Genomic DNA, 22,817 nt, shown 5'->3' on the forward strand with positions numbered 1-22,817 from the left:
GACCAGCATGCGTCCACATCGCGGAGACCCGCATCCGTCCGGGCACCACCCTGCCCACGCCGCCGCGTCGCGGTCCCGCGGAGCGCGCGCATGAAGTCCCCGCCCGTGTCCTCGTGCCGTGGCGTGACGGCCTTCCGGCGCTGGATGCGCGCCCAGGACGCGGGCCGGCTCCTCGCCTCGCTGCGCGTGCGCCCCCTCGCGGGCTTCCTCCTCCGGGGCTCGGCGCTCGTGGGCGTCGTCGCGTGGGCGCCCGGCGTCCATGCCCTCCTCGCCGTGCCCCCCGCGCCCGCGCTCGCGTGCTTCCTGCCGTGCGCCATCCACCGCGTGGCCTTCGCCCGGGTGCACGCGCGCCGCAGACGCGTGGCCGCGTGGGGCTGGCTCGCGTGGCTGCCGGGCCTGGCGCTGCTGCACTTCTTCCTCGCGAGCCTCATGGCGCTCGCGGCGCTCCCCGGGGCGCTCGTCTTCGGCGTGCTGCTCCTTGGCACCACCGCTGTGCATGGCCGGCGCTACCGGGTGACGTGGCGCGAGCCCTTCCTCGCGGTGGGCACGCTCGCGGCCCTGCTGGGCGCCCTGCCCCTGGCGCGGAGCCTCCAGCACGCGGTGCTCTTCGCCGTCGTGGGCCCCGCGGCGCTGCTGGCGCAGCTGTACCTGGGCGCGCTCGCCGTGCGCTACGACCGGGCCCGCGCGGACGCGGACCGCCTGCGCGCCGCCGTGCACGCGCAGCTGGTGGAGCAGCAGGAGCGCGACGTGGGCCGCCTCACCCAGGCGATGGCGGAAATCCTGGGCCACCACCAGGTCATGGACCAGGCGCTGCATGAGGCCGGCACCGCCGCGGACATGATGAAGGCGTTCGGCACGCAGCGCGGCGTGCTCGCGCGCAGCGGCTTCGACGACCAGGCCCGCCAGCTCCAGGACAGCCTGCGGCAGCTCCAGGAGATGGTGAAGGAGGTGCGCGCCAAGAGCCGCCGCTTCGCCGGCACCGAGCCGGAGGCCGTGGACCTGGGGCTGGTGCTGGAGTCCGTGCAGGCCCAGGTGTCCCTGCGCTTTCCGTACGTGGACATCCACGTGCAGCTGGAGCCGCCCGGGCCGCCTCGCGCGCTGCTGCGCGGCGGGCCGCTCACGCTGCGCCGGGTGGTGGAGAACCTGGTCGTCAACGCCTGCGAGGGCAATGGCGAACAGGGCGCGTCCCGCGTCTACATCCGCGCGCGCACCGAGCCGCTCAGCGGACGCCTGGAGGTGGAGATTGAAGACGACGGACCCGGCTTCCCCCCGGAGCGCCTCAACGCGCCCGCGGAGGAGCTCTACACGACCAAGTCCCAGGGCACGGGGCTGGGCCTCTACACCAGCGAGTGCCTGCTGCGCGCCAGCGGCGGCCTGCTGCACCGGAACAACGGACCGGGCGGCGGCGCCCTGCTCCGCATCCTGCTGCCCCGGGAGTACCCATGAAGCCCCTGAGCGCCCCCATCCCGCCCCTGTCCACGCCCCTGACGCGCGGGCGGGACGCGAATGAAGTGGTGGCCCCTTCCAACACGGGCCCGTCCCCGCTCACGCCGTGCGACGTGTGGACCTACCACGAGGCCCTCGCCGCGCGCGGCCTGGTGCGCCAGGGCCATGGCCCCCGGGTGTATGGCCACACGGGGCTGGTGGACCGGCTGCCCCCGCCCGGCACGCCGGGGCCGGAGCTGATGGAGCGCCTGAGGGGTTCGCAGGAAGCGCTGCTGGCGGAGCTGGCGCGCGCCATGGGGCCCTTTCCGGACGGCGGCGACGTGCTGGACGCAGGCAGCGTCCTGGGCGGCAGCGCGCTGTACTGGGCCCAGGAGCACCGCGCGCGGGTGACCGCGATGGTGACCGTGCCCACGCACCTGGAGCACGTGCGCAGGTTCGTGCACGAAGCCGGCATGTGCGCGCGCGTGCAGCCCCGGCTGTGCACGGGCGAGCCGCCGCGAAACCGCGAGTGCTACGACGCCATCATCGCCGTGGAGCACACCTGCGCCCTGCCCCGCGCGGAGTGGCTGCGCGGCGTGCACGCGCGGCTCAAGCCCGGCGGCCTGCTGGCCGTCGCGGACTGCTTCTGGGTGCGCCCCAACGCGGTGCACCCGTCCGAGGACGCGTGGCGCAAGCAGCTGGGCAGCGTGCACGCGTTCCTCGCCGACGCGCGCGAGGCGGGCCTGGAGCTGGAGGCGCACGACGACGTGTCCGCGCGGGCGGTGGGCTTCTGGACGCTGAGCTCGGAGCTGCTCGTCCACGAGCACATGGCCTGCGCTTCCGGTGAGGCGAAGAACCTGCGCGCCGCGCTCAACGCCGTGCGCGCGGAGTCCCGGCGCGAGCACCTGTGGCTGCAGCAGGGCCTGCTCGACGGAGGCCTGGAGTACGCGCTGCTCGTGCTGCGCCGCGAGTCCTGAAGCGCCCCATGAGAACGGGCGGCCTGGCGAGCGCCCATCCCGCGCCCCGGAGGACGGACGGCCCATCCCTGTTGAGCCCGCGGACGATGCTCCCGCGCTGGCGGACCCCCAGCCTTGGGGTCGTCACATCAACACGGGGGTTCGACATGAAGAGCTTGACGCGATGGCTGGTGCTGGGCGCGGTGGCGGGCGCGATGACGCTGACGGGTTGTCAGAGCCGTGACCGCTCGCAGGAGGGCATGGGAGGCTCCGGAGCGCAGCAGGGCGGAACGGGAGGCTCCGGAGGCTCCGACACCGGGATGGGGACGGGGAACGAGCAGGGCGTGGGCTCGGGCGGAAGCTCGGGCGCGGGCACGGGCTCGACGATGGACCAGGGCAGCGGCGGCGGCGGTGACGCGGGCACCGGCGGCTCGGGCGTCGACACGACCGGCGGCTCCGGCATCGAAGGCTCCGGCTCTGGCATCGAAGGCTCCGGCACCGGCATGGAAGGCTCCGGTGGCTCGGGCAGCACGGGCTCGCCCATGGAGGGCTCCAGCGGCTCGGGCGACCCCTCGGGCGCCGGCACTGGCGGATCCGCCACCGAGGGCTCGGGCAGCGACATGGGCGGCGCGGGCAGCACCGGCGGCTCGGGCGGCACCACGGGCGGCTCCGGGAACGAGACCACCCGCTAGGCCTTGATGCCTCGATGCCTCGGGACGGCGCGGGCGGGCCGAGCTGCCACGCCCGCGCCCCTCCCTCGGCGCTCCACCCTCGACACGCCGGTGGGGTGCGGGCCTTCGCGCGAAGCGCAAGGGGCTGCCCGTGCGTCCAACGTGCCGGGTTTCCAGCGGTGGACTCCGCGTGCGACCCCGGGACGTCCTCTGTGTCCACCGGCGCATCACCCTTCGGGGTGGGAAAGTCGGGTAGACGGCGGGACTCGGGTACGGTGCCCGCACGATGCGCTTCTCCTTCGTGCACGCTGCGGATCTCCATCTGGACACGCCGTTCCGGGGCGTGGCCACGCACGGCCCGCTCCTGGAGCGCTTCCAGCAGTCCACCTTCCATGCCCTCGCGCGCATCGTGGACGTGTGCCTGCGCGAGCGCGTGACGTTCCTCCTCTTGGCCGGGGACCTGTTCGACGTGAAGGACCGCTCGGTGCGCGCCCGGCTCACGCTGCGCACGGAGCTGGCGCGGCTGGACCGCGCGGGCATCCAGACCTTCATCGTCCACGGCAACCATGATCCGCTGAGCGGCGACACCGGCACGCTGGAGCTGCCCTCGTCGGTGAAGGTGTTCGGCCCGGAGTGGGAGGACGTGGAGGTGCGGCGCGAGGGCCGCGGGCTGTGCCACGTGCAGGGCGTGTCCTATCCGGACGTGGAGGTGCGCGAGAACCTGTCCGCGAGATTCCGCCGCACCGGTGAGCACTTCAGCGTGGGCCTCTTGCACGCGAACCTGGGCGGAGACGCGGGCCACGCGAACTACGCGCCCTGCACGGCCGCGGACCTGGCGGCGGGCGGGCTGGACTACTGGGCCCTGGGCCACGTGCACACGCGCGCGGAGCACCTGCTGCCCGGCGGCGGCGTGGCGGTGTACCCGGGCAACCCGCAGGGCCGGCACGTCCACGAGACGGGCGAGCGCGGCTGCGTGGTGGTGGACGTGGAGGACGGCGTCGCGCGCCGGAGGTTCGTGCCGGTGGACCGCGTGCGCTGGCACCGGCTGGACGTGCCGCTCGCGGGCGTCACGTCGCTGGACATGCTCCAGGCGGTGGCCACGGAGGTGGTGGAGTCGCGCTGCGCGGAGGACTTCGACGGGCACGCGGTGCGCCTGACGTTGGCCGGGCGCGGCCCGCTGCACCGGGAGCTCACGCGGCCGGGCGCCCGGTCGCAGCTGGAGGCGGACCTGCGCGAGCGCCTGGCCCGGGCGCATCCGCCGGTGCTGCTGGAGTCGCTGCGCGATGGCAGCCGGCCGGAGGTGGACCTGGAGGCGGTGCGCGCCGGGGGCGGCTTCCTGGGCACGCTGCTGGAGGAGGCGCAGACGCTGTCGCACGACGACGCGGCGCTCGCGGCGCTGTGGGACGACGAGGACCTGACGACGCTGGGACAGCGGCTCAAGCGGCTGGGCGTGGATGCGCTGGAGGCGCCCCGGCCGGAGCTGGTGATGCAGGCCGGGCAGCGCGGCGTGGAGCAGCTCCACGAGGAGGCATCATGAAGCCGGGCCTGCGCATCAACCGCTTCCAGGTGGACGGCTTCGGGCACTTCCGCGGGTACTCGGGGACGCCGGGGCCGGGGCTCACGCTCTTGTACGGGCCCAACGAGGCGGGCAAGAGCACGCTGCTCGCGTTCCTGCGCGGCGTGCTGTTCGGCTTCGAGAAGCGCGGCCAGCCGGAGCGCTACGAACCGGAGGGCGCGCTCTTCGGCGGCGAGCTGTGGCTGGAGACGGCGTCCGGCCCGCTGGTGGTGCACCGCCACGGCGGGAAGCGTGCATCGGAAGGCACGCTCACGGTGCGGAGTCCGGAGGGGCAGCCGCTGCCGGAGACGCTGCTCGACCAGGCGCTGGCGGACGTGCCGCGCGAGCTGTTCTTCGAGGTGTTCGCCTTCCGCCTGGATGAGCTGTCCTCCTTCCAGCGGCTCGCGCAGCAGCGCGGCGTGTCGGAGGCGCTGTTCGCCGCGGGCATGCAGGGCGCGCGTCGGTTGCCGGAAGCGGTGGAGCGGCTGCGCAAGGACGCGGAAGGGCTCTACGCCCCGCGCGGCCAGAAGCCCGAGCTCAACCGCGTGATGAAGGAGCTGGAGGACGTGCAGCAGGCGCTGCGCGAGGCGGGAGACCGGCCCGCGCTCTACTTCTCCACGCGCGACCGGCTGGCGGAGCGCATCGCGGAAGGCCATGCGCTGGAGGTGGCGCGCAAGCAGGCCGAGCACGCGCTGGACCACGCCGCGCGGCTGGAGTCCGCGCTGGGGGACCTGGCGGTGCTCGCGCGCGACCGGGCGGAGCTGGCCACGCTGCCGGTGCTGGACACCTTCCCGCCGGGCGCGGAGACGCGGCTGGAGGACGTGCTCCAGCGGCGCAAGACGTACCGGGCCCAGCAGGCGCAGCTGCATGAGCGGCTGACGCCCATCGAAGAAGCGCGGGAGCGGCTGGCGGCCCCATGGCCCGTGCGCGAGCGCGCCGAGTCCCTGCGCACGGCGCTGGCCACGTACTCCGGGCACTCGGAGCAGCTGCGTGCGCTGCCCGCGCGCAGGGCAGCGCTCCTGTCGCGGCGGAGGCAGCTGGAGCAGTCGCTGGAAGAGCTGGGGCTCGCGGTGGACGCGGACGGGCTGCTCGCGCTGGACCTGGGCGCTCGGGCGCGGGGAGAGCTGGAGTCGCTCGCGGCGAGGCTGGACGCGGCGGACGCGGCGCTCGCGCAGGTGGAGGTGGAGCAGGCGCGCACGCGCGAGGAGCGGGCGCGGCTGGAGACGGCGCTGGCGCGGGTGCGGACGGAGGTGGAGGCCCTGCCGGAGGAGCGCCCCGCGCAGGTGCGTCAGCGGCAGGCGGCGGTGGGGCGCATGCGCGCGGTGCGCGGGGACCTGGAGCGGCTGGCCGAGCAGCGCATGGACCAGCGCCGCCAGATGGACGGCGTGCGGGCCCCCACGGACGCGGTGCCGATGCGCTCGCTGTTGCCGCTGTCCTGGGTGGTGGCGGCGGCGGGCGTGGCGATGGGGTTCGCGGTGCTCGCGGCGTGGGTCGCGAACGTGACGGTGGGCATGCTGTGCGCGGTGGGCGGGATGATGCTGGTGGGGTTGTTGCTGCTCGTGCGCCATCGCGTGGAGACGGCCCGGCACGCCAGCCTGGAGGCGCAGGCGGCGCGGCATCGCTGGCGGCAGCAGGAGGAGGAGCGCTTCCGCTCGGTGCAGGCGGCGATGAGCGCGCGCGAGGAGCTGCTCCAGCGGGAGCTGCTGCACGCGTCCGGCGCGGCGGGGCTCTCCCCGGGCGCGTCGCTGGCGGACCTGGCCGCGCAGGAGGTGCAGCTCGCGGAGCTGCTGACGCAGGCGGAGCGGCGCGAGCTGCTCCTGCGTGAAGAGGACACGCTGCGCGCGGCCTGGGACGCGGCGGTGCGCGAGGACCAGCGCGCGGAGGAGGCACGGCTGCGCGCGGCCCAACGCGAGGAGATGCTGCGCGAGGAGTGGGTGGCGTTCCTGGGGGAGCGCCGCTTCCCGGAGGCCCTCTCCTCGGCCTCGGCGCTGACGCTGTGGCGCGACGCCGCGGCGCTGCGGCAGCGGCTCTTGGACCTGCGCACGGACGAAGAGGAGTTCACGGTGGCGGAGGCCGCGTGTGACGCGGTGACGGCGCGGCTGCTCCAGGAGGCACGCGCCGCGGGGCTGCCCCCGGGGCCGGCGGAGACGGTGGCCGCGCGGGTGTCCGTGGCGCTGGAGGAGGTGCGCTCGCGGGCGGCGGACCAGCGGCACCTGGACGGTCAGCGCGGAGAGCTGCTGGCGGAGAAGGCGCGGCTGGACCAGCTGGTGCTGGACGAGGACCAGGCGTGGGAGGCGCTGCTCGCGGAAGGGGGTTGCCAGGACGAGGCCACCTTCCGCCGCCGCGCGGTGCAGGCACGCCGGTACGCGGAGCTGGTGACCCGGGTGCGCGAGCACGTCCAGCGGGTGCAGGCCCTCACCGGCCTGGGTGAGAACACGGCGCGCGAGGAGGTCCACGCGGCGGGAGGCGAGGCGGGCCTGAAGGAGCAGCTGGCCACGCTGCGCGAGCGCCACCGCGCGGAAGGCGAGCGGCACAAGGCGGTGCTCACGGAGCAGGGCAGCCTGAAGACGCAGCTGTCGCAGTGGGAGAACGACGACCGCGTGTCGCGGCTGCGCATCCAGGAGGAGACGCTGCGGGCGAAGGCCGCGGAGCTGGCCACGCGCTACGCGGCGGACCGGCTGACGCTGGCGTTGCTGGGCCGGGCGCGCCGGCGGTTCGAGGAGGAGCAGCAGCCCCGCGTCATCCAGCTGGCGAGCGAGCTGTTCTCCGAGCTGACGGCGGGACGCTACCGCCGCGTCTTCATCCCGGCCGGGGACGCGCGCGAGCTGCGCGTGAGCGACGGCGCGAGGGACTGGAGCGCGGAGCAGCTGTCCCGGGGCACGCGCGAGCAGCTGTTCCTCGCGTTCCGGCTGGCCGTCATCCGCGACTTCGGAGAGACGCGGGGCGCGCTGCCGCTCATCACGGACGACGTGCTGGTGAACTTCGATTCGGAAAGGGCCCGGGGCGCGGTGCGGCTCTTCGCGAGGCTGGCGGAACACCACCAGGTCATCGCCTTCACCTGCCACCCGTGGCTGCGCGAGCACTTCGAAGCGGAAGGCGCCCACGTGCTGGAGCTGCCCGGCGCCACGAAGCCCTCCCGCGAAGCGGCCCACCCCCTGCGGGTGGTCTCCAGCGGGTAGGAAGCGGCGAAGCGCCGAACTTCGGCGCACAAAAAAATACTGGGAGCGCGCCCCCTCGACGCGCTCCCAGTAACTCAACCCCTCCCCCGAGGGGTCCCCCTCATCCGGATGCGGCCCCCAAAGACCCGCGTCCGTCCTGCTTTTCCTTTTAGACGTCGACTGCCGAAAACCTTGAGTCCCGGAAGATCGACCCCCGAAACCCTTTCCCCCTCTGCCCGGTCCGCTCTGCGTTCCGAGCCCTTGGACACCGGCGGCTCTGCCCCCAGCATCCCCACCTCGCCTTCAATACGTCGGTCGGAAAAAACCTTGGTTCGGGCCCTGCTTTTTTCCTCCGCTCCCTCTGAAGCAGGGGGCCGGCCCCCCTCCCCCGAGGCCTACGTCAGCGCTGCTGCTACAGTCGCCCACCCTGGAGGGGCGCCATGCGGAAGCCGTCGGCGGTGGTCATTGGAGGGGTCGTGCTGCTGCTCCTCATCGGAGCCGGGGCCTTCTGGTGGCTGCGCCCCACCCCACCCGCCCCCGCGCCCCCGGTGGCCCCCCGCACCGCGCGCCGGCAGCTGCCCGCCACCCCGCCCGCGCCGCCCCAGGGTGCCCTCCAGGTCCGGGGCCGTGTCGTCGACCTCCAGGGCAACCCCGTCGCCGGTATCGAGGTCTCCGCCTCCGTGGGCCTGCCCGGGGAGACCCTGTCGGAGCTGCCGTGCGACGACACGGACTCGCCCGGCGTCTCGCTGCTCTCGGAGGACTGCGCCTCCGTCTCCGCCTCCCGTTGGGTCCAGGAGCTGGTGGAGGCCCACCGGGGCGGGGCCTTCGTCCTGTCGCGCACCACCTCCGCGCCCGACGGCACCTTCACCCTGGAGGACCTGCCCGGAGGAAAGGTCACCCTCTGGGCCCTGGGCGCGCAGGGCGCGGGCCTCCAGGAGGACGTCGTCACCGGCACCCAGGACGTGACGCTGGCGCTCGAACCGGCCCATCCCGTCACCGGCCGCGTGGTGGACGAGGACGGCGCCCCGCTCTCCAACGTCCAGGTGACCGTGCTGCACACGGGAACGGCGCGCTACTTCGAGACGCGGACCGGCGCGGACGGCCGCTTCTCCGTGGGCCCCCTGCCTGACGCGGACACCTACGGCCTCCTCGCCTTCCACCCGGGACGGCTCCCCGTGTGGGAGCAGGAGCTGGCCGCGGGCCCCCTGGTGGAGGACGTGGTGATGTTCGCCCCCCGGCGCATCGTGGGCACGGTGGTGGACGGCGAGCAGCCCGTCGCGGGCGCCACCGTCACGGAAGTCGACGGCGACCGCGTCGCCACCACCGACGCCCAGGGGCGCTTCACCTTCGACGGCCTGTCCCCCAACGACTACCACCTGGAGGCGGAGCAGGGCGGCCTCCAGGCACGCGAGACGGTGAAGCTCACGGAGGACCAGCGCGAGGCCCAGGTGACGCTGCGCCTGGGCACGTCCTTCTTCGTCGAGGCCACCGTGCGCGACACCGCCGGCAACCCCGTGGCCGACGCGGAGGTGAACGCCGACCTCCAGACCGAAATCATCGAGCGCTACGGCTCGGGCATCTTCCAGCCGCTCGGCACCACGGACGCGGGCGGCCGCGTGCGCCTGGGCCCGCTCCAGGCCGGCTCCTACACGTTCCGGGTGGAGGCGGACCGGCTGCTGGACCTCACCGCGGTCCGCGCCGTGGCCGCCGGGGGTCCTCCCCTGGAGTTCGTCCTCACCCCCGCGATCCTCGTGGAGGGCCACGTCACCGACACCGCGGGCAAGCCGCTGGCGGACGTCTCCCTGTCGCTGCGTCCGCCAAAACAGCGGCGCCCGGAAGGCGCGCCTCCGCCCGTGATGGCGCGCATGCACATCATGATGCACCCGCCCCGCGAGGAGCCCGTCACCTTCGAGGCCACCTCCGACGCAGAGGGCCACTTCGCCATCAAGGTGGACCAGCCCGTCTCCGGCACCCTCACCGTCGAAGCGGAGGGCTACCTGCCGCGCAAGCTCCAGGTCCGGGCCCCCACGTCCGGGCTGAAGCTGGCCCTGGACGCGGGCGCCACGGTGCGCGGCACCGTGACCAGCTCCCGCGGCACGCCCGTCAACGAGGTGGACGTCACCCTGGTGAAGCAGGACGTGAACGAAGCGCCCGTCGAGCCCACCCAGGAGAACCCGGAGGAGCTCGCGCTGGAGAGCGAGCGCATCACCTTCGCGGGCTCCACGGGCGAGGACGGCCGCTTCACCATCCAGGGCCTCCCGCCGGGCACCTTCACCGTGTGGATGCGCGCCAACCAGGGCGGCTACGAGCGCCTCATGCCCGACCGCGTGGTGCTGCGGGGCTCGGAGACCGTGGAGCTGGCGCTGCGTCTGGACCTGGACGGACGGGTGGGCGGCATCGTCGTGGACTCGGAGGGCCGGCCCCTGGCGAACGTCGCCGTGGACGCCACCGCCAAGGAGGACGAGGCCAGCGGCGGCCGCTCGTTCTCGCCCCTCTCCACGAAGACCGGCCCCGACGGCCGCTTCGTCCTGGAGCCGCTGGCGCGGGACTGGGACTACGAGCTGGAGGCCGTGAAGCCCGGCTACGCGCTGCCCAGGCCCCCCGGAAAGGGCGACGCCGACGAGGACTCCGAAGAGGGCCCGGACGACGAGTCCCCCGAGGAGATGAGCGAACGCATCCACCGGTGGCTGGAGGACCAGGAGGGCCCCAAGGTCATCGCCCGCGCGGGGAACCTGGACGTGCGCATCGTCCTGGCCTTCCAGGGCCGCGTCACCGGCCGGCTGGTGAAGCCCGACGGCACGCCCATCACCCGCTTCACCGTGAACGAGGAAGCGGTGCGCGACCCGAAGGGCGCCTTCACCGTCTTCGTGGACGAGCCCGGCCCCCAGCACCTCACCTTCGAGGTACCCGGCCACGCCCTCACCCAGCGCGACGTGGACGTCCCCGCGGGCCGCGACGTGGACCTGGGCACCGTGCGCGTGGACGCCGGCCGCGTCATCAAGGGCCGCGTGGTGGACGACGCCACCGGAACCCCGCTGGCCGGCGTGTCCGTCTCCCTGGCGCTGCCCCAGGAGGACGTGGCCAACGCGGAGCACGCCAGCTCCTTCGCGGACGTCTTCACCGTCCAGGACGGCACCTTCCAGCTGCCCGCCGTGGAGGCCCGGCCGTACGTGCTCACCGTGCAGGAGGCGGAGCACGCGTCCCTGGAGCGCACGCTGGGCCCTAGCGAGGACACGCTCGAGCTGCGCCTCCCGTCCGCCACCCGCCTGGAGGTCATGACGCGGGATGACCAGGGCCAGCCGGTCACGGCCCCGCTGTCGGTCACCTCGAAGGCGGACCCGGAGACCCAACGCATCGCCGTCTCGCACAACGGCGCGGCCAGCTTCCGGGACCTGGACCCGGGTGAATACCTGGTGCGGCTCACCGGGAACGCCAGGCACTTCACCGTCCTGCCCCGCATGGTGCACGTCGAGCCACGACGCGTCACCCGGCTGGAGCTGCCGGTGACGACGAAGGGCACCGAGCTGAAGCTGCGCTGGGGCGAGCGCGGAATGCAGGGCACGCCCTACCTCCTCCCCGGCCGCGTCCCGGCACCGCCGGAGTCCAGTACGGAGGCGCAGGTGCAGTGGCTGCGCGAACAGGCGCTCATGCCGGGCATGCAGCGCGGAGATGGCTGGGCCCACCTGCCGCCCGGGCCCTACACGCTTCTCGTGTTGCGAGAACGTGAGGGACGCTGGCTGTCGTACCGCCAGGACGTGACGGTGGGCACCGCCGACGTGCAGGACGTGGAGGTGCCCACGCTGCCGTGGTGAGGAGGCGGGTCCAACATGCCTCGCGGTGTGAGGGAGCTGTGTTAAACCCCACACCCCATGACCGCGAGCGACGCGCTGAGCGCAGCAGACCTCGAACGTCTGGCCAGGGCGGAGGCACCGGACCTGGCCGAGTCCGTGCTGGCCTTCCTCGACCAGCCGGACCGCACGTCGGAAGCGCCGCTGCCTCAGGGCGCGCTCTCCTTCGACGCGCTGAAGCAGCTGCTGGAGCAGGCGCGCGCGAGCGGCGACAAGCCGGAACGCCGCAAGGGTTCCTATGAGGCGTGGCAGCGCTTCCTCGCGCAGAAGGACGTGCCGCTGCCCCCGCGCCTGTTGCTCGCGGACCTGCTGGTGTCCCTGTACGAAAAGAACACCGAGCCCGCGCGCGCCGCCCTCATCACGCTGGTGAAGGAAGCGCCGCTGAAGTTCGGCCTGTGGGCGGGCCTCAAGCGCATCTACAAGCTGTCGGAGGCGCGCCACGACGCGGAGATGTTCGGCGCGCTGGCGTGGCGCTTCGACACGGAGCGCGGCGGCCGGCGCCGTCAGCGCGAGGTGGGCAGCGGCACCCTCACCTACCTCCAGCGCCGCGCGTGGCGCTTCCTGCGCCACCTGGGCGCGGCCGTGCCGGAGCTCTACCCGCAGTTCGCGGTGGAGGTGCTGCGGCACTACGAGCCCGACACCTCCTGGAACCAGTGCTGGGTGGCGCACCACGTCTGGGCGCACAACAGCAAGGGCTACTCCGCGTCGAGCTTCGCCATCCAGCCGCCTGGAGACATGGTGAAGCAGCGCATGTACCCGGACGCGTGGAAGCGCTCGCCGGACGCGCTGATGCGCCTCTTGGACACGTGCCAGTCGGACCCGGCCGCGAAGTTCGCCATCCAGGGCCTGCGCAAGGACCACCCGGAGGCGCTGCGCAAGGTGACGCCCGCGTGGCTGGACCGGCTGGCGCGCCGTCCGCTGGGCAGCGCGCACGACTTCCTGGTGGAGACGCTCCAGGGCTCGCCGGAGTTCCACCAGGGCAAGCTGCGCGCGGCCGGGCTGCACGAGGCCGTCCTCGCGCTGCTGTTCTCCCCCAGCGACAAGGCCCGCGCCTACGCCATCGAGTACGCGCGCGGCCACGCGCAGGACCTGCCCGCGGACCGGCTGGCGGAGCTGGTGGAGAAGGGCGAGGACGACGTGCAGAAGTTCGCCGCCGCCGCCCTGGAGAAGCACAAGCCGCGCGACCTGGGTCTGCCGCTCCTGGGCCGGCTGCTCAACTCCAAGCCCACCGCGGGATTCGCGGCGAAGTCGCTGGAGCAGTCCTTCGACCGCGCGGAGCTCACGCACGACTTCCTGCGCGAGCTGCTCTGGGGCACGCAGGAGCAGCTCAACTGGGCGAAGAACTACGTCGCCACGAAGTACGCGGCCGGGGAGATGCCGGCGGGCTTCTGGAAGGTGGCGCTGTCCGAGGCGAAGCAGCGCTCGACGCGCCAGCGCATCGTGGAGGACACGGCGATGAAGGCCCTGTCCGCCTACAAGGTGGCGGACATCGGGCCGGAGTGGGTGCTGGACCTGGTCGCGCACCCGCGCCTGGGCCGTCAGGCGGCGCAGTGGCTCACCCGCGCGGACAGCCTGCCGGGCCTGGACGTGGAGCGGGTGAAGGCGCTCGTCTTCAACAGCAAGTTCCGTGGCACGGCGCTGGAGCTGCTGGGCAACCGCAAGCTCTTCACCGCGCGGCAGCTCACCGTGCCCTGGCTGCTGGCGCTGGCGCGGCGGGCGGACCCGCAGCTGCATGACTTCGCGCACCGCTACCTGCTGGCGAACGTGGTGCCCGCGGACTTCAGCGACTCGGGCGACGCGGACGCGGGCCTGGAGCGCCTGTTCGACCTGGCGCTGGGCGCGAAGCAGCCGCCGCCGGTGCGCGCGTTCGCGCAGATGTACCTGCGCTGCCACCACCCGGGCATCGGGCCGGAGCAGCCGGAGTCCAAGTCCTACGAGCTGCGCCCCCGCGCGCCGCGCAAGGCGTACTCGGCGGAGCGCCTGTGGCCGGCCCTGTTCGACGCGCGCGACGACGTGCGCCGCTTCGCGCTGACCCTCGCCCGCTCGGAGCTGCGCGCGTGGGGCTACCAGACGCGCGTGTACGAGCTGGCGGACTCGGACGCGAAGGAGATCCGCAACCTGGCCTACGACGCCCTGCTCAACGCGGGCGAGCCGGGCGCGGACGCGCGCCACACGCTCCAGCCGGAGGAACTGGACGCGGGCAAGGTGTTCGCGCTCACGGAGTCCACCAAGCGCAGCACGCGTGAAGTGGCCGTGGAGCTCATCCGCCGGCACTACGCGCGGCTGGGCGGCGCGGAGCGGCTGTCCGGCCTCATGCAGAGCGCGGACCGCGAGGTGGGCCTGTTCGCGGTGCGGCTGCTCTGGGAGAAGCACCGGCCGCTGCACCTGCCGGAAGGCTGGAAGCCCGCGGGCGGCGGCAAGGACGAGCGCGAGGCGGGCGGCACCACGCGCTTTGGCGACGTGGAAGCGCTGCGCACGTTCCTGCGGCGCATGCTGTTCGGCCTGCCGCCCGGGCGCGCGAAGGAAGCGCGCGAGGGCGACGTGCAGCGCCGGCTGTCCGCGAGCGTGGCCAAGCGCCGCGTGGTGGAGCTGGTGCGCGACCTGGGCCTGGAAGACGAGAGCTTCGCCCGCGTGGTGGCGCCCGTGCTGGGCGAGTTCACCGGCTCCGTGGCGAAGGGCGAGTGGCAGAGCTGCCTGGCCTCGCTGGTGCAACTGCGTGCGGCACACCCGGGCGTGCAGCTCGGCGGCATCTAGGACAACGACACCATGGCCAACCTCTCCATCGGCAACATCGAGAAGGTCCGTGCGCTCGCCGCCAATGCGCGCCTGATTCTCGTGGGCGGTACGCGCGCGGCCGCCGACAGCCGCCTCACGGCGTATGACGCCGCGAACAACAAGGTCCTGTGGACCAGCCCCCTGCCCGCGCACGTGCTGGGCCTGGCGCTGTCCGGCGAGCAGTTCGCCGCGGCGGGCGCGGACGGCACCGTGCGCTTCGGGTCGCTCACCGACGGCACCGTGAAGTTCCAGCTCCACAACGCGCACCCCGGAGGCTGCACGGCGGTGGCGGCCAGCCCCGACGGCAAGGTGCTCTACACGGCCGGCGCGGACGGCTTCGTGCGCGCGTGGGACTGGGACAGCACGAAGAAGCTCAAGGAGTGGAGCGCGTCCTCGCAGCCGCTGCGCGCGGTGGCGGTGGACCCCACGCACACGTACGTGGCCTGCGCGGGCGACGACGGCGTGGTGCGCTCGTTCACGGTGGCGACGGGTGCGCGCCGGGACATGCCGGGCCACGAGGGCGCGGTGCGGGCGCTGGCCTTCACGCCGCGCGACGGCCGGCTCGTCTCCGCGGGCGACGACGGGAAGCTGCGCATCGGCTACCTCGTCGGCGCGGTGGAGTTCGAGGTCCGCGGCGACAAGGACAGCGGCCACGCGGGCTCCGTGCTGGGGCTGGTGTTCCCGCCCACGCCGCAGGCGGAACCCGGGCAGGACCCCGCGGAGCGCATCGCGTCCGTGGGCAGCGACGGCAAGCTGAAGGTCTGGCGCCTGGACGAGCGCCGCAAGCCGCGCACCTTCGAGCTGGGCACCAAGGGCCTGAACGCCGTGGCCTTCGCGCCCCCGGCGAACCCCCGTCAGGCGAAGCAGCTGCTGGGCTACGTCTTCACGGGCGGCGAGGACCGCAAGGTCACGCGCATCACGCTGGGCACGGACGGCAAGCCCACGGACGAGACGCAGACGTACGCGCACGGCTTCGACGTCCTCAACGAGGCGCTGAAGGCCGCCCTCCCCCGCCGCGAGGCCGCGGTGAAGGAGGCGGTGGCGCTCCAGGAGCCGGAGGCGCTGGAGTTCGTGCTGGGCGTGCTGGCCTCGGACAAGCAGCCGGAGGCGCGCCGGCTGGCGGCCACGGAGCTGGGCAACCACGGCCGCACCGCCGCGCGGGCGAAGCTGCGCGAGCGGCTCAACGACGACGACAAGACGGTGCGCGCCGCGGCGCTGGACGCGCTGGTGAAGCTAGAGACGGAGTCCCCGCTGGCGGCCCCTCGCGCGGCGCTGGACTCGCGCTTCGTGGACACGCGCGTGCAGGGCCTGCGCCTGCTGGCGAAGCTGGGCAGCGCGTCGCCGCTGGTGCCCGGGCTCATCGCCGGGAAGCTCTCGGACACCCACCCGGACGTGGGCACCGCCGCGCTGGACGCGCTCACCACCGTGTCGCCCAAGGGCAGCACGGAGCCGCTGAAGCTCGCCTTCGAGCGCGGCCCCGCGGCCCTCAAGGTGGAGGTGCTGCTGCGCGCGTCGGTGGCGGGCCTGCTGGGAGACCCGCGCCTGCAGCCGCTGGTGGCGCGCGCGCTGGATGACGCGGACCGGGACGTGCGCCGGGTGGCCTTCGCGGTGCGAGTGCTGGAGCGCCGCGCGCTGGCCGCCACGCTGGAGGCGAAGGACGAGGAGTTCGCGCGCACGGTGCGCGAGGTGGCCCGCATCGTGACGCTCCAGACGAAGCGCGCGGCCGGTGAGTCCGAGGCGAAGTTCACCACCGAGGGGGAAGTCACCGCCTCGCGCGACAAGCTCTTCGCCAACACCCCGCCGGGACAGGCGCTGACGGAAGCCGACCTGGAGCCGCTGCTCGCCGCCATGGCGTGCCGCATGCCGGACACGGCGGTGCGAGGAGCGCGCGTGCTGGCGCAGCTGGGTGACGGCCGCGCCCTGGGCGCGCTGCTCCAGCTGTCGCGCGAGGACGACGCCGCCATCCGCCGCGAGACGGCCACCGCGCTCCAGGCGCTGCAGGACCCGCGCGCCCGCGAGCGGCTGGTGTGGATGCTGGACGACGCGGACGGGGACGTGCGCGCGGCGGCGCTGTCGGCCGTGGTGGCGCTGGACTCGGACGCGCCGCTGTCCGCCGCGGAGGCCGCGCTGCGCTCCGGCCACGAGGACGTGCGCGTGCGCGGCCTGGACCGGCTGGTGAAGCTGGGCGCGAAGGCGGAGGGCGCGGAAGGGCTGCTGGGCGACGCGCTGGAGGACGAGTCCGCCAAGGTGCGCGGCGAGGCCTTCCGCACGCTGTGGGCGTGGAACGACCAGGAGCCGGTGAAGGCGCTGGACCGCGCGCTGGCGGGCCGCTTCCCGGACCTGCGCACCCGCGCGGTGGACGTGCTCGCGCAGCGCGGCACGGAAGACTGGGCGCTGGAGCGGCTGAAGAAGTCCGTGGAGGACCGCGACGCGAGCGTGGCCACCGGTGCCTATGAGGCATGGGTGAAGCTGGCCGGCAAGGAGAAGCCGGAGCCGCACCTGGCCGCGCTCAACACCACGCACCCCGCCCTGCGTGAGAAGGCCGCCAAGGCCTCGGTGCACGCCCCGGCCGAAGCGATGCGCTCCGCGCTCCTCAAGCGCGTGCAGGACGAACACCTGGACGTGGCGGTCGCGGCGCTGGAGGCGCTGGACAAGCTCATCCCCAACGAGAACGGGCCGCTGCTCGCGGGCATCGCGGCGTCGGCGCTGCCGGTGCGCGTGCGGGCCGCGGAGCTGCTCGCCCCGCGCGGCGCGGAGGACATCATCGAGCCCATGCGCGGGCTCATCACGGACAAGGACCTGGAGCGGATGTACCCGCCCGGCTTCCTCGTCCCGCTGCGCATCCGCGCGTCGCGAGCGCTGGCCACACTGGGCTCGCGGCGCCTGCTGGGCTTCTACGCCACCACGCTGCTGCCCAACGAGCTGACGGACCTCCAGGAGCAGGGCGCGCGGGGCCTGGCCACCGCGAGCCGACGGGGTGACGAGGGCGCGCTGCTGGATGCGCTGGGCCACTCGCTGGTGGCGGCGCGTTCGTGGGCGGCGGACGGCCTGGCGCGCCTGGGTGACGTGCGCGCGCTGCCGGTGCTCACGGGAAACCTGCGCCATGAGCACCTGCCCATCCGGCTGGGCGCCATCCTCGCCTTCGCGGCCCTGGGCCCCGAGGGCGACGGCGGCCTCCTGCACGGCCTGGAGGACTCCGCGCGCGAGGTGCAGGAGATGGTCTTCGCCATCGTGCTCGCGCGAGACCTGCGCGCCAGCCGCGAGGGTGGACCGCCGGACCTGCTGACGAGCGCGCTGTCCAGCGGCCGTCCGGAGGTGCGCTACGCCGCGGCCCGCGCGCTGGAGCTGCGCACGGAGCCGGAGGCCTACCGCGCGCACCTGGTGGAGGTGCTGCTGCCGCCGCGTCCGGAGAAGGCCGGCGACATGAAGGACTGGCCCGCGGAGGAGGAGCGGGCGAAGCGCGTGATTGGCCTCGCCGAAGCCCTCTCCAGCGGTCAGCCGGAGCAGCGCTACGCGGCGGCCCAGGTGCTGCTGCTGCGCAACAAGCCGCTGGACTACTTCCGTGAAGCGCAGAAGGTCGCGCGGCCCAGCTCGCTCCAGGCCCCCTGGAAGCCGGAGACGGCCCAGGGCGCCGCGCACGTGGTGCAGCCCTCCACGCCGGAGAAGCAGGGCACGGCCTCCGCCACGGGCAAGAGCTGGCTGCGCCGCCTCTTCTCCGCGGTGAAGCCGCCGGAAGGCGCATCGGCGACGCCGCAGAGCGCGACGCAGGCGGAGCGTCAGCACCTGCGCCGCCTCGCCTTCGGCGCCTACGTGGGCCTGCTGCGTCAGGTGACCGCGGGTGACGAGGAAGGCCACCGCGTCCGCCGCGACGCCGTGGACCGCGTGGTGAAGCTCACGCAGGAAGGCTACGCGGGCACGTCCGCCGCCGTGGCCGCCCTGCTGCGCGCGCTGGAGGATCCGCACCAACTCGTGCGCCGGGCCGCGCTCGCGGGCCTCAAGGAGCTGTACCCCGCCGGCAGCGACGAGCCGCTGGCGCTGGCCCTGGCCTCGCTGGCGCCGGACGTGGCGCGCGCGGCGCTGGAGGAGCTGGCGGAGCGCGGTGACAAGGCCCGTCCGCGCGTGGCCGCGGCGCTCAACTCGCCGCTACCGGAGGTGCGCAAGTCCGCCTTCGAGCTGCTGGAGAAGCTGAGCCCGCCGGGCAGCCTGGATCCGCTCCTGGCCGCGCTGGGCAGCGAGCACGCCGACCTGCGCGTGGGCGTGATTGAGCGGCTCGCGGGCGCCAACGACTCGCGCGTCACGGAGGCCCTGGGCCGCGCGATGGGCAGCGAGCACGAGGACCTGCGGCTGCGCGCCGCGGAGCTCCTCGCGTTCCGGGGGGACGACCGGGCGGTGGAGGTGCTGGGCACCTTCCTGCGCTCGGAGACGACGGCCGTGACCCGCCGTGCGCAGGAGGCCCTGGCCCGCCTGGGGACCTCCGCCGCCGTGGCCGCGCTCGCCGCGCGCCTGTCGGTGGCCCCGGAGATTCCGGAGCGCACCCGGCTGGTGGCCGCGCTGGGCCGCACCCACCGCGCGGACGCGCTGGACGTGCTCGCGCGCCAGAGCGTGGAGGACGAGGCCCCGTCCGTGCGCCTCGCCTGCGTGACGGCCGCGATGCAGCTCACCTGGCCGCCGGAGCAGGAGAAGCTCGACGAGGACGAGCGCGAGCTGAAGAAGCGCGACGCGGCGCTCGCGGTGCGCTTCCTACGCGTGGCGGTGAAGAGCCAGGACCCGGAGGTCCGCAAGGCCGCTGCCCGCGAGCTGGAGCACGGCAAGAGCGAGGGCCAGGACGCGCTGCTCGTCCAGCTCTTCAGTGACCGCGACGTCACCGTGCGCGCGGCGGCCGTGGAGCACTACTCGAAGCGGGTGGTGGAAGAGGGCGCGGCGGTGGAGCCGCTGGAGGAGATCCTCCGCGCCGGAGCCCGGGAGCTGATGCTGCCCGCGGCGGAAGGCGTCGCCCACCAGCGTCGCGCCAGCGCCCTGCGCCCCCTGCTGCTGTACGCGCGCGCCGGTGAGCCGCACGAGCGGGGCCGCGCCCTGCTCGCCCTGGGCACCCTGGGCGACGTGCGCGCCCTCTCCGAGCTGGAGACGGTGGCCAACGGCGGCACGCCGGACGCGCCGGCCGAAGAGGACATGGTCGTCGCCGCCATCGAGGCACTGGGCCGGCTCGCGAACCGGATGCCGGATGGCGAGGACCGCCGCCGCGTCGAGGAGAAGGTGGAAGCCGCGGCCACGGATGGCAACGCCTTCCAGCGCCAGGAGGCCGGTGTGCGCGGCCTGCGCGCCCTGGGCGGAGAGCGCGCCCGGGTGAAGCTGGAGGCGCTGCTCGCCGACAGCGAGGTCGACGACGACGTGCGCCGCACGGTCGCGGAGGAGCTGGGCAAGTTCGGAGACCTGGCTGCCGAAGCCGCGCTGGCCGCCGCGCTGAACGAGGAGGACGACGACCTGCGCCAGGCCGCGCGCAAGGCGCTGGACGTGCTCTTCCCGAAGGAGCGCACGCGGGTGGAGTTCCTCGCGGTGCAGAGCGAGCACGAGGACATCTCCGAGCCCGCCGCCACCTACCTCGCGAGCGAAGGCGACCCGGCCCTGCTCGTGCCCCGCCTGGCCACGCTGGACAACGCGGAGCTGCGCTTGCGCTTGCGTCGAGGCCTCGCCCGCCGTGGCGCCCTGCCCGTGCCGGAGGTCATCGCCCTGTTCGGCCACGACAAGCCGGAGGCCCGCGAGGAGGCCGCGCGGCTCGTGGGCACCTGGACGGGTGACGCGCGCGAAGCCGGCGCCGTGGACACGGCCGGGCTGACCCGCGCGCTCGTGGCCGCGGAACGGCGCACCGCCGCCGCTTGGGCCACCGCGCAGCCGCCGAAGAAGGACCCGCTGGCCGCCGCCTGGGAGCGCCTGCTCTGGGCGGGCTCACGGCTGGGCGCGAAGGAGCTGGTCGCGACGTCCGCCGAGATCCTCCGCAAGGGCGAGGCCCAGGCCCCCGCCGCCGTGCGCCAGGAAGCGGCGCGCGTGCTGGGACGGCTGAAGGCCGCGAACGAAGCACAGGCCCTTCGCACCGCGCTCGGAGACCCGGACGCCGCCGTGCGCTCCGCCGCCGCGTCGGTGCTGGCGGCGCTGGTGCCGGAGCAGTCCTCGGCCTGGGCGCTGGAGGTGAAGCCCTTCGACCCGGTGGCCCTGGGCCCCACGGGCGCGAAGGTCGCGCCGTCCGCGCTCACGGCCAGCGAGGCCCGCCGGCTCGCGGTCCCCGCGCTGCTGGCGAAGAAGGACCTGGAGCCGCTCAAGTCCGTGGCCGCCGACGCGAAGCCCGAGGTGAAGCAGGAGGCCTGGGCCGCGCTGGGACGGCTGGGCGGAGACGCCGCCGCGGAGCTGCTGAAGACGGCGGCCTTCGACAAGTCTCAGTCGGTGGAGCTGCGCAAGGCGGCCTACCGCGCCCACAAACGTGCACGCCGGGCCGCTGAGCGCGCCCGGAAGGAAGGTCAACCGTCGTGAGCACCGCAACCGCACGTCATCCCGTCGCGCTGAGCTACGCCGCGCAGAGCGACGTGGTCGTCACGCCGGACGCCTCGCGCGTGCAGCTGGCCCTGGAGGGCTCGCGCGGCACCGTGGGCGTCAGTGGCCAGGTGAAGGACCCCACCCTCTTCCGCGACGCGCTGGCCGCCGCCTTCGCGGTGCTCTCCAGCGACCTGCGCTACCGGGGCCGCGACCGCACCGCGTACCTCGCGTACCTGATGAAGCAGGGCAAGCGCGCCAGCGCGCAGATCTGGGAAGCGCAGAAGGCCTTCCTCGACAACGCGCTGGAGGGCGAGGAGAAGAAGGACGCCGTCCTCGACCCCGTCCTCACGGTGGATCCGGATCAGGTCTCGCTGGAGGTCTTCTCCCGCGACGAGAGCGCCTACGCGCGGCTCGCCTTCGACAACAGCCTCTTCGACAAGCGTGAAGCGGCGCACGGCTCCACGTTCCTGGACGTGCCGCAGGACCTGCCCGCCCGGCTGGACCGCCTGCGCGCCTACGCCCCGGTGATGCTGGAGGCCCACGTCGCCCCCACCGCGAAGGCCGCCCCCGCCACGGAGCCCCGCGCCCCGCGCACGGTGGAAGTGCCTCACGCGTGGCTGCGAGGCTTCCTCCAGGTGCAGTCCGCCGCGACGCTGCCGGCCACCACCTGCTCCATCGCGCCCATCGACCTGTACAACCTGCTCTTCGCGCTGCGCACCCGCCGCTCGAAGCAGGCGCCCCGCGCGCTGCGCTTCGAACTGGTCCCCGGCGCGCCGCCCCGGCTGGTGCTGGAGCCCTGGGAGCAGGTGCTGGAGTGCCACGGCGGCGCGTACACCGGCAGCGCGCCCGCGGTGGTGCGCACCTTCGGCCGTCAGCGCCTCGCCGCGCTCGCGCGCCTGTTGCCCCACGCGAAGAGCGTGCACGTGCAGCTGCTGGGTCCGGGCCTGCCGGTGTTCTGGGTCATCGACCTGGGCGCGGCCACGCTGACGCTGGGGCTCACCGGCTGGACGGAGAGCGGCTGGTCCAGCGCCGCCGCCTTCGACGCGCTGATGCCGCGCGACGTGCCGGAGGGCCTGGCGGAGCAGCTGCGCCAGCGCCTGCGCAAGGACGGCCCCCTCCCCTTCGACGTGCTGACGAAGGACGCGGGAGCCCCGAAGGAGCAGGTGCGCGCCGCGCTCCAGCTCGAGTGCCTCCGCGGCCGCGTCCTCTTCGACGTCGCGCGAGGCGCCTACCGCCCACGCGAGCTCATGCCCACCCCGGTGGACGAGGCCGCGCTGCGCTACGGCAACGAGCGGGAAGCCCGCGCCCACCGCCTGCTCGGCGACGGCGGCCCGGGATCCCTGGGCTCCGGAGAAGTGAAGCTCACGCAGGTGCACGACCTGGTGGGCGAAGGCACGCGCATCCAGGGCGAAGTGGTGGACCGCGAAGCCGTGCGCAGCTTCTTCCCCAGCTTCACCATGGACCTGGAAGGCCGCGTGAAGGACGCGGGCTGCGGCTGCCCGCACTTCCGCCGCTCCGGTCTGCGCGAAGGCCCGTGCGAACACATGCTCGCGCTGCGCCTGGCGTACGCGCGCCGCCGCACCGAGGAAGAGGCGCTGCGCCAGACGCCCGAGGGCCGCAAGCTCATCCGCGCGGAGACGCGCGCGTACGTGCGCCGCGACCCGGCCACGGGCCTGGAGCAGGTGTATCGCGTGTCGTTGGACGGCAAGGTGGTGGCCCTCACGTGGGGCCCGCGCCTGGGCGACTCGCGTCACCAGCGCCTGTGGTTCGACACGGACACGGAAGCCCGGACGGCGTACTTCAGCCGTTTGGAGAAATTGACCGCCGACGGCTACATCGACGCGGCCTCGACTCTGGTGTAAACCCTCAACCAACGGCCCGGCCGCCGACGGGGCGGCCGGAAG

At 74.2% G+C, this 22,817-nt stretch carries 9 protein-coding genes; all 9 read left to right on the plus strand.

Annotated elements, in window-relative coordinates; all coding sequences use genetic code 11:
- Nucleotides 1-90 precede the first annotated feature (90 nt).
- The 9 genes from NR792_RS26360 (at nucleotide 91) to NR792_RS26400 (ending at nucleotide 22,775) form a co-directional block, all read left to right on the plus strand.
- A complete protein-coding gene (locus tag NR792_RS26360; protein WP_375755453.1) occupies nucleotides 91-1,446 on the plus strand; it encodes a sensor histidine kinase in 1,356 nt (451 codons plus the stop codon).
- The gene (locus tag NR792_RS26365; RefSeq protein ID WP_375755454.1) at nucleotides 1,443-2,402 is read left to right on the plus strand and encodes an SAM-dependent methyltransferase; all 960 of its coding nucleotides are present in this window, start codon (nucleotides 1,443-1,445) and stop codon (nucleotides 2,400-2,402) included. Before NR792_RS26360 ends, NR792_RS26365 begins: the two co-directional genes overlap by 4 nt.
- A 146-nt stretch (nucleotides 2,403-2,548) precedes the next feature.
- Nucleotides 2,549-3,073, plus strand: coding sequence for a hypothetical protein (locus NR792_RS26370; RefSeq protein WP_375755455.1), 525 nt, complete (start codon nucleotides 2,549-2,551; stop codon nucleotides 3,071-3,073).
- A gap of 265 nt (nucleotides 3,074-3,338) precedes the next feature.
- Nucleotides 3,339-4,589: an exonuclease SbcCD subunit D gene (locus NR792_RS26375; protein ID WP_375755456.1), complete on the plus strand. Its 1,251-nt coding sequence runs from the start codon at nucleotides 3,339-3,341 to the stop codon at nucleotides 4,587-4,589.
- A complete protein-coding gene (locus NR792_RS26380) occupies nucleotides 4,586-7,786 on the plus strand; it encodes an AAA family ATPase (protein ID WP_375755457.1) in 3,201 nt (1,066 codons plus the stop codon). Before NR792_RS26375 ends, NR792_RS26380 begins: the two co-directional genes overlap by 4 nt.
- Nucleotides 7,787-8,205: 419 nt before the next feature.
- The gene (locus NR792_RS26385) at nucleotides 8,206-11,577 is read left to right on the plus strand and encodes a carboxypeptidase regulatory-like domain-containing protein (RefSeq protein ID WP_375755458.1); all 3,372 of its coding nucleotides are present in this window, start codon (nucleotides 8,206-8,208) and stop codon (nucleotides 11,575-11,577) included.
- Between the two features lie 57 nt (nucleotides 11,578-11,634).
- Nucleotides 11,635-14,367 (plus strand): hypothetical protein, encoded by a 2,733-nt coding sequence (locus NR792_RS26390; RefSeq protein WP_375755459.1) that lies wholly within the window; start codon nucleotides 11,635-11,637, stop codon nucleotides 14,365-14,367.
- A gap of 12 nt (nucleotides 14,368-14,379) precedes the next feature.
- Nucleotides 14,380-20,910, plus strand: a complete 6,531-nt coding sequence (locus NR792_RS26395; protein WP_375755460.1) for a HEAT repeat domain-containing protein — start codon at nucleotides 14,380-14,382, stop codon at nucleotides 20,908-20,910.
- Complete coding sequence (locus NR792_RS26400; protein WP_375755461.1) at nucleotides 20,907-22,775, plus strand: SWIM zinc finger family protein; 1,869 nt, start codon at nucleotides 20,907-20,909, stop codon at nucleotides 22,773-22,775. Before NR792_RS26395 ends, NR792_RS26400 begins: the two co-directional genes overlap by 4 nt.
- The last annotated feature ends 42 nt before the right edge of the window (nucleotides 22,776-22,817 follow it).

Source organism: Corallococcus exercitus (assembly GCF_042231735.1).
Taxonomy (GTDB): domain Bacteria; phylum Myxococcota; class Myxococcia; order Myxococcales; family Myxococcaceae; genus Corallococcus; species Corallococcus exercitus_B.

Coding starts and splice junctions, on each gene's coding strand:
- NR792_RS26360 (WP_375755453.1), top strand. CDS start 91: ATGAAGTCCCCGCCCGTGTCCTCGTGCCGTGGCGTGACGGCCTTCCGG.
- NR792_RS26365 (WP_375755454.1), top strand. CDS start 1,443: ATGAAGCCCCTGAGCGCCCCCATCCCGCCCCTGTCCACGCCCCTGACG.
- NR792_RS26370 (WP_375755455.1), top strand. CDS start 2,549: ATGAAGAGCTTGACGCGATGGCTGGTGCTGGGCGCGGTGGCGGGCGCG.
- NR792_RS26375 (WP_375755456.1), top strand. CDS start 3,339: ATGCGCTTCTCCTTCGTGCACGCTGCGGATCTCCATCTGGACACGCCG.
- NR792_RS26380 (WP_375755457.1), top strand. CDS start 4,586: ATGAAGCCGGGCCTGCGCATCAACCGCTTCCAGGTGGACGGCTTCGGG.
- NR792_RS26385 (WP_375755458.1), top strand. CDS start 8,206: ATGCGGAAGCCGTCGGCGGTGGTCATTGGAGGGGTCGTGCTGCTGCTC.
- NR792_RS26390 (WP_375755459.1), top strand. CDS start 11,635: ATGACCGCGAGCGACGCGCTGAGCGCAGCAGACCTCGAACGTCTGGCC.
- NR792_RS26395 (WP_375755460.1), top strand. CDS start 14,380: ATGGCCAACCTCTCCATCGGCAACATCGAGAAGGTCCGTGCGCTCGCC.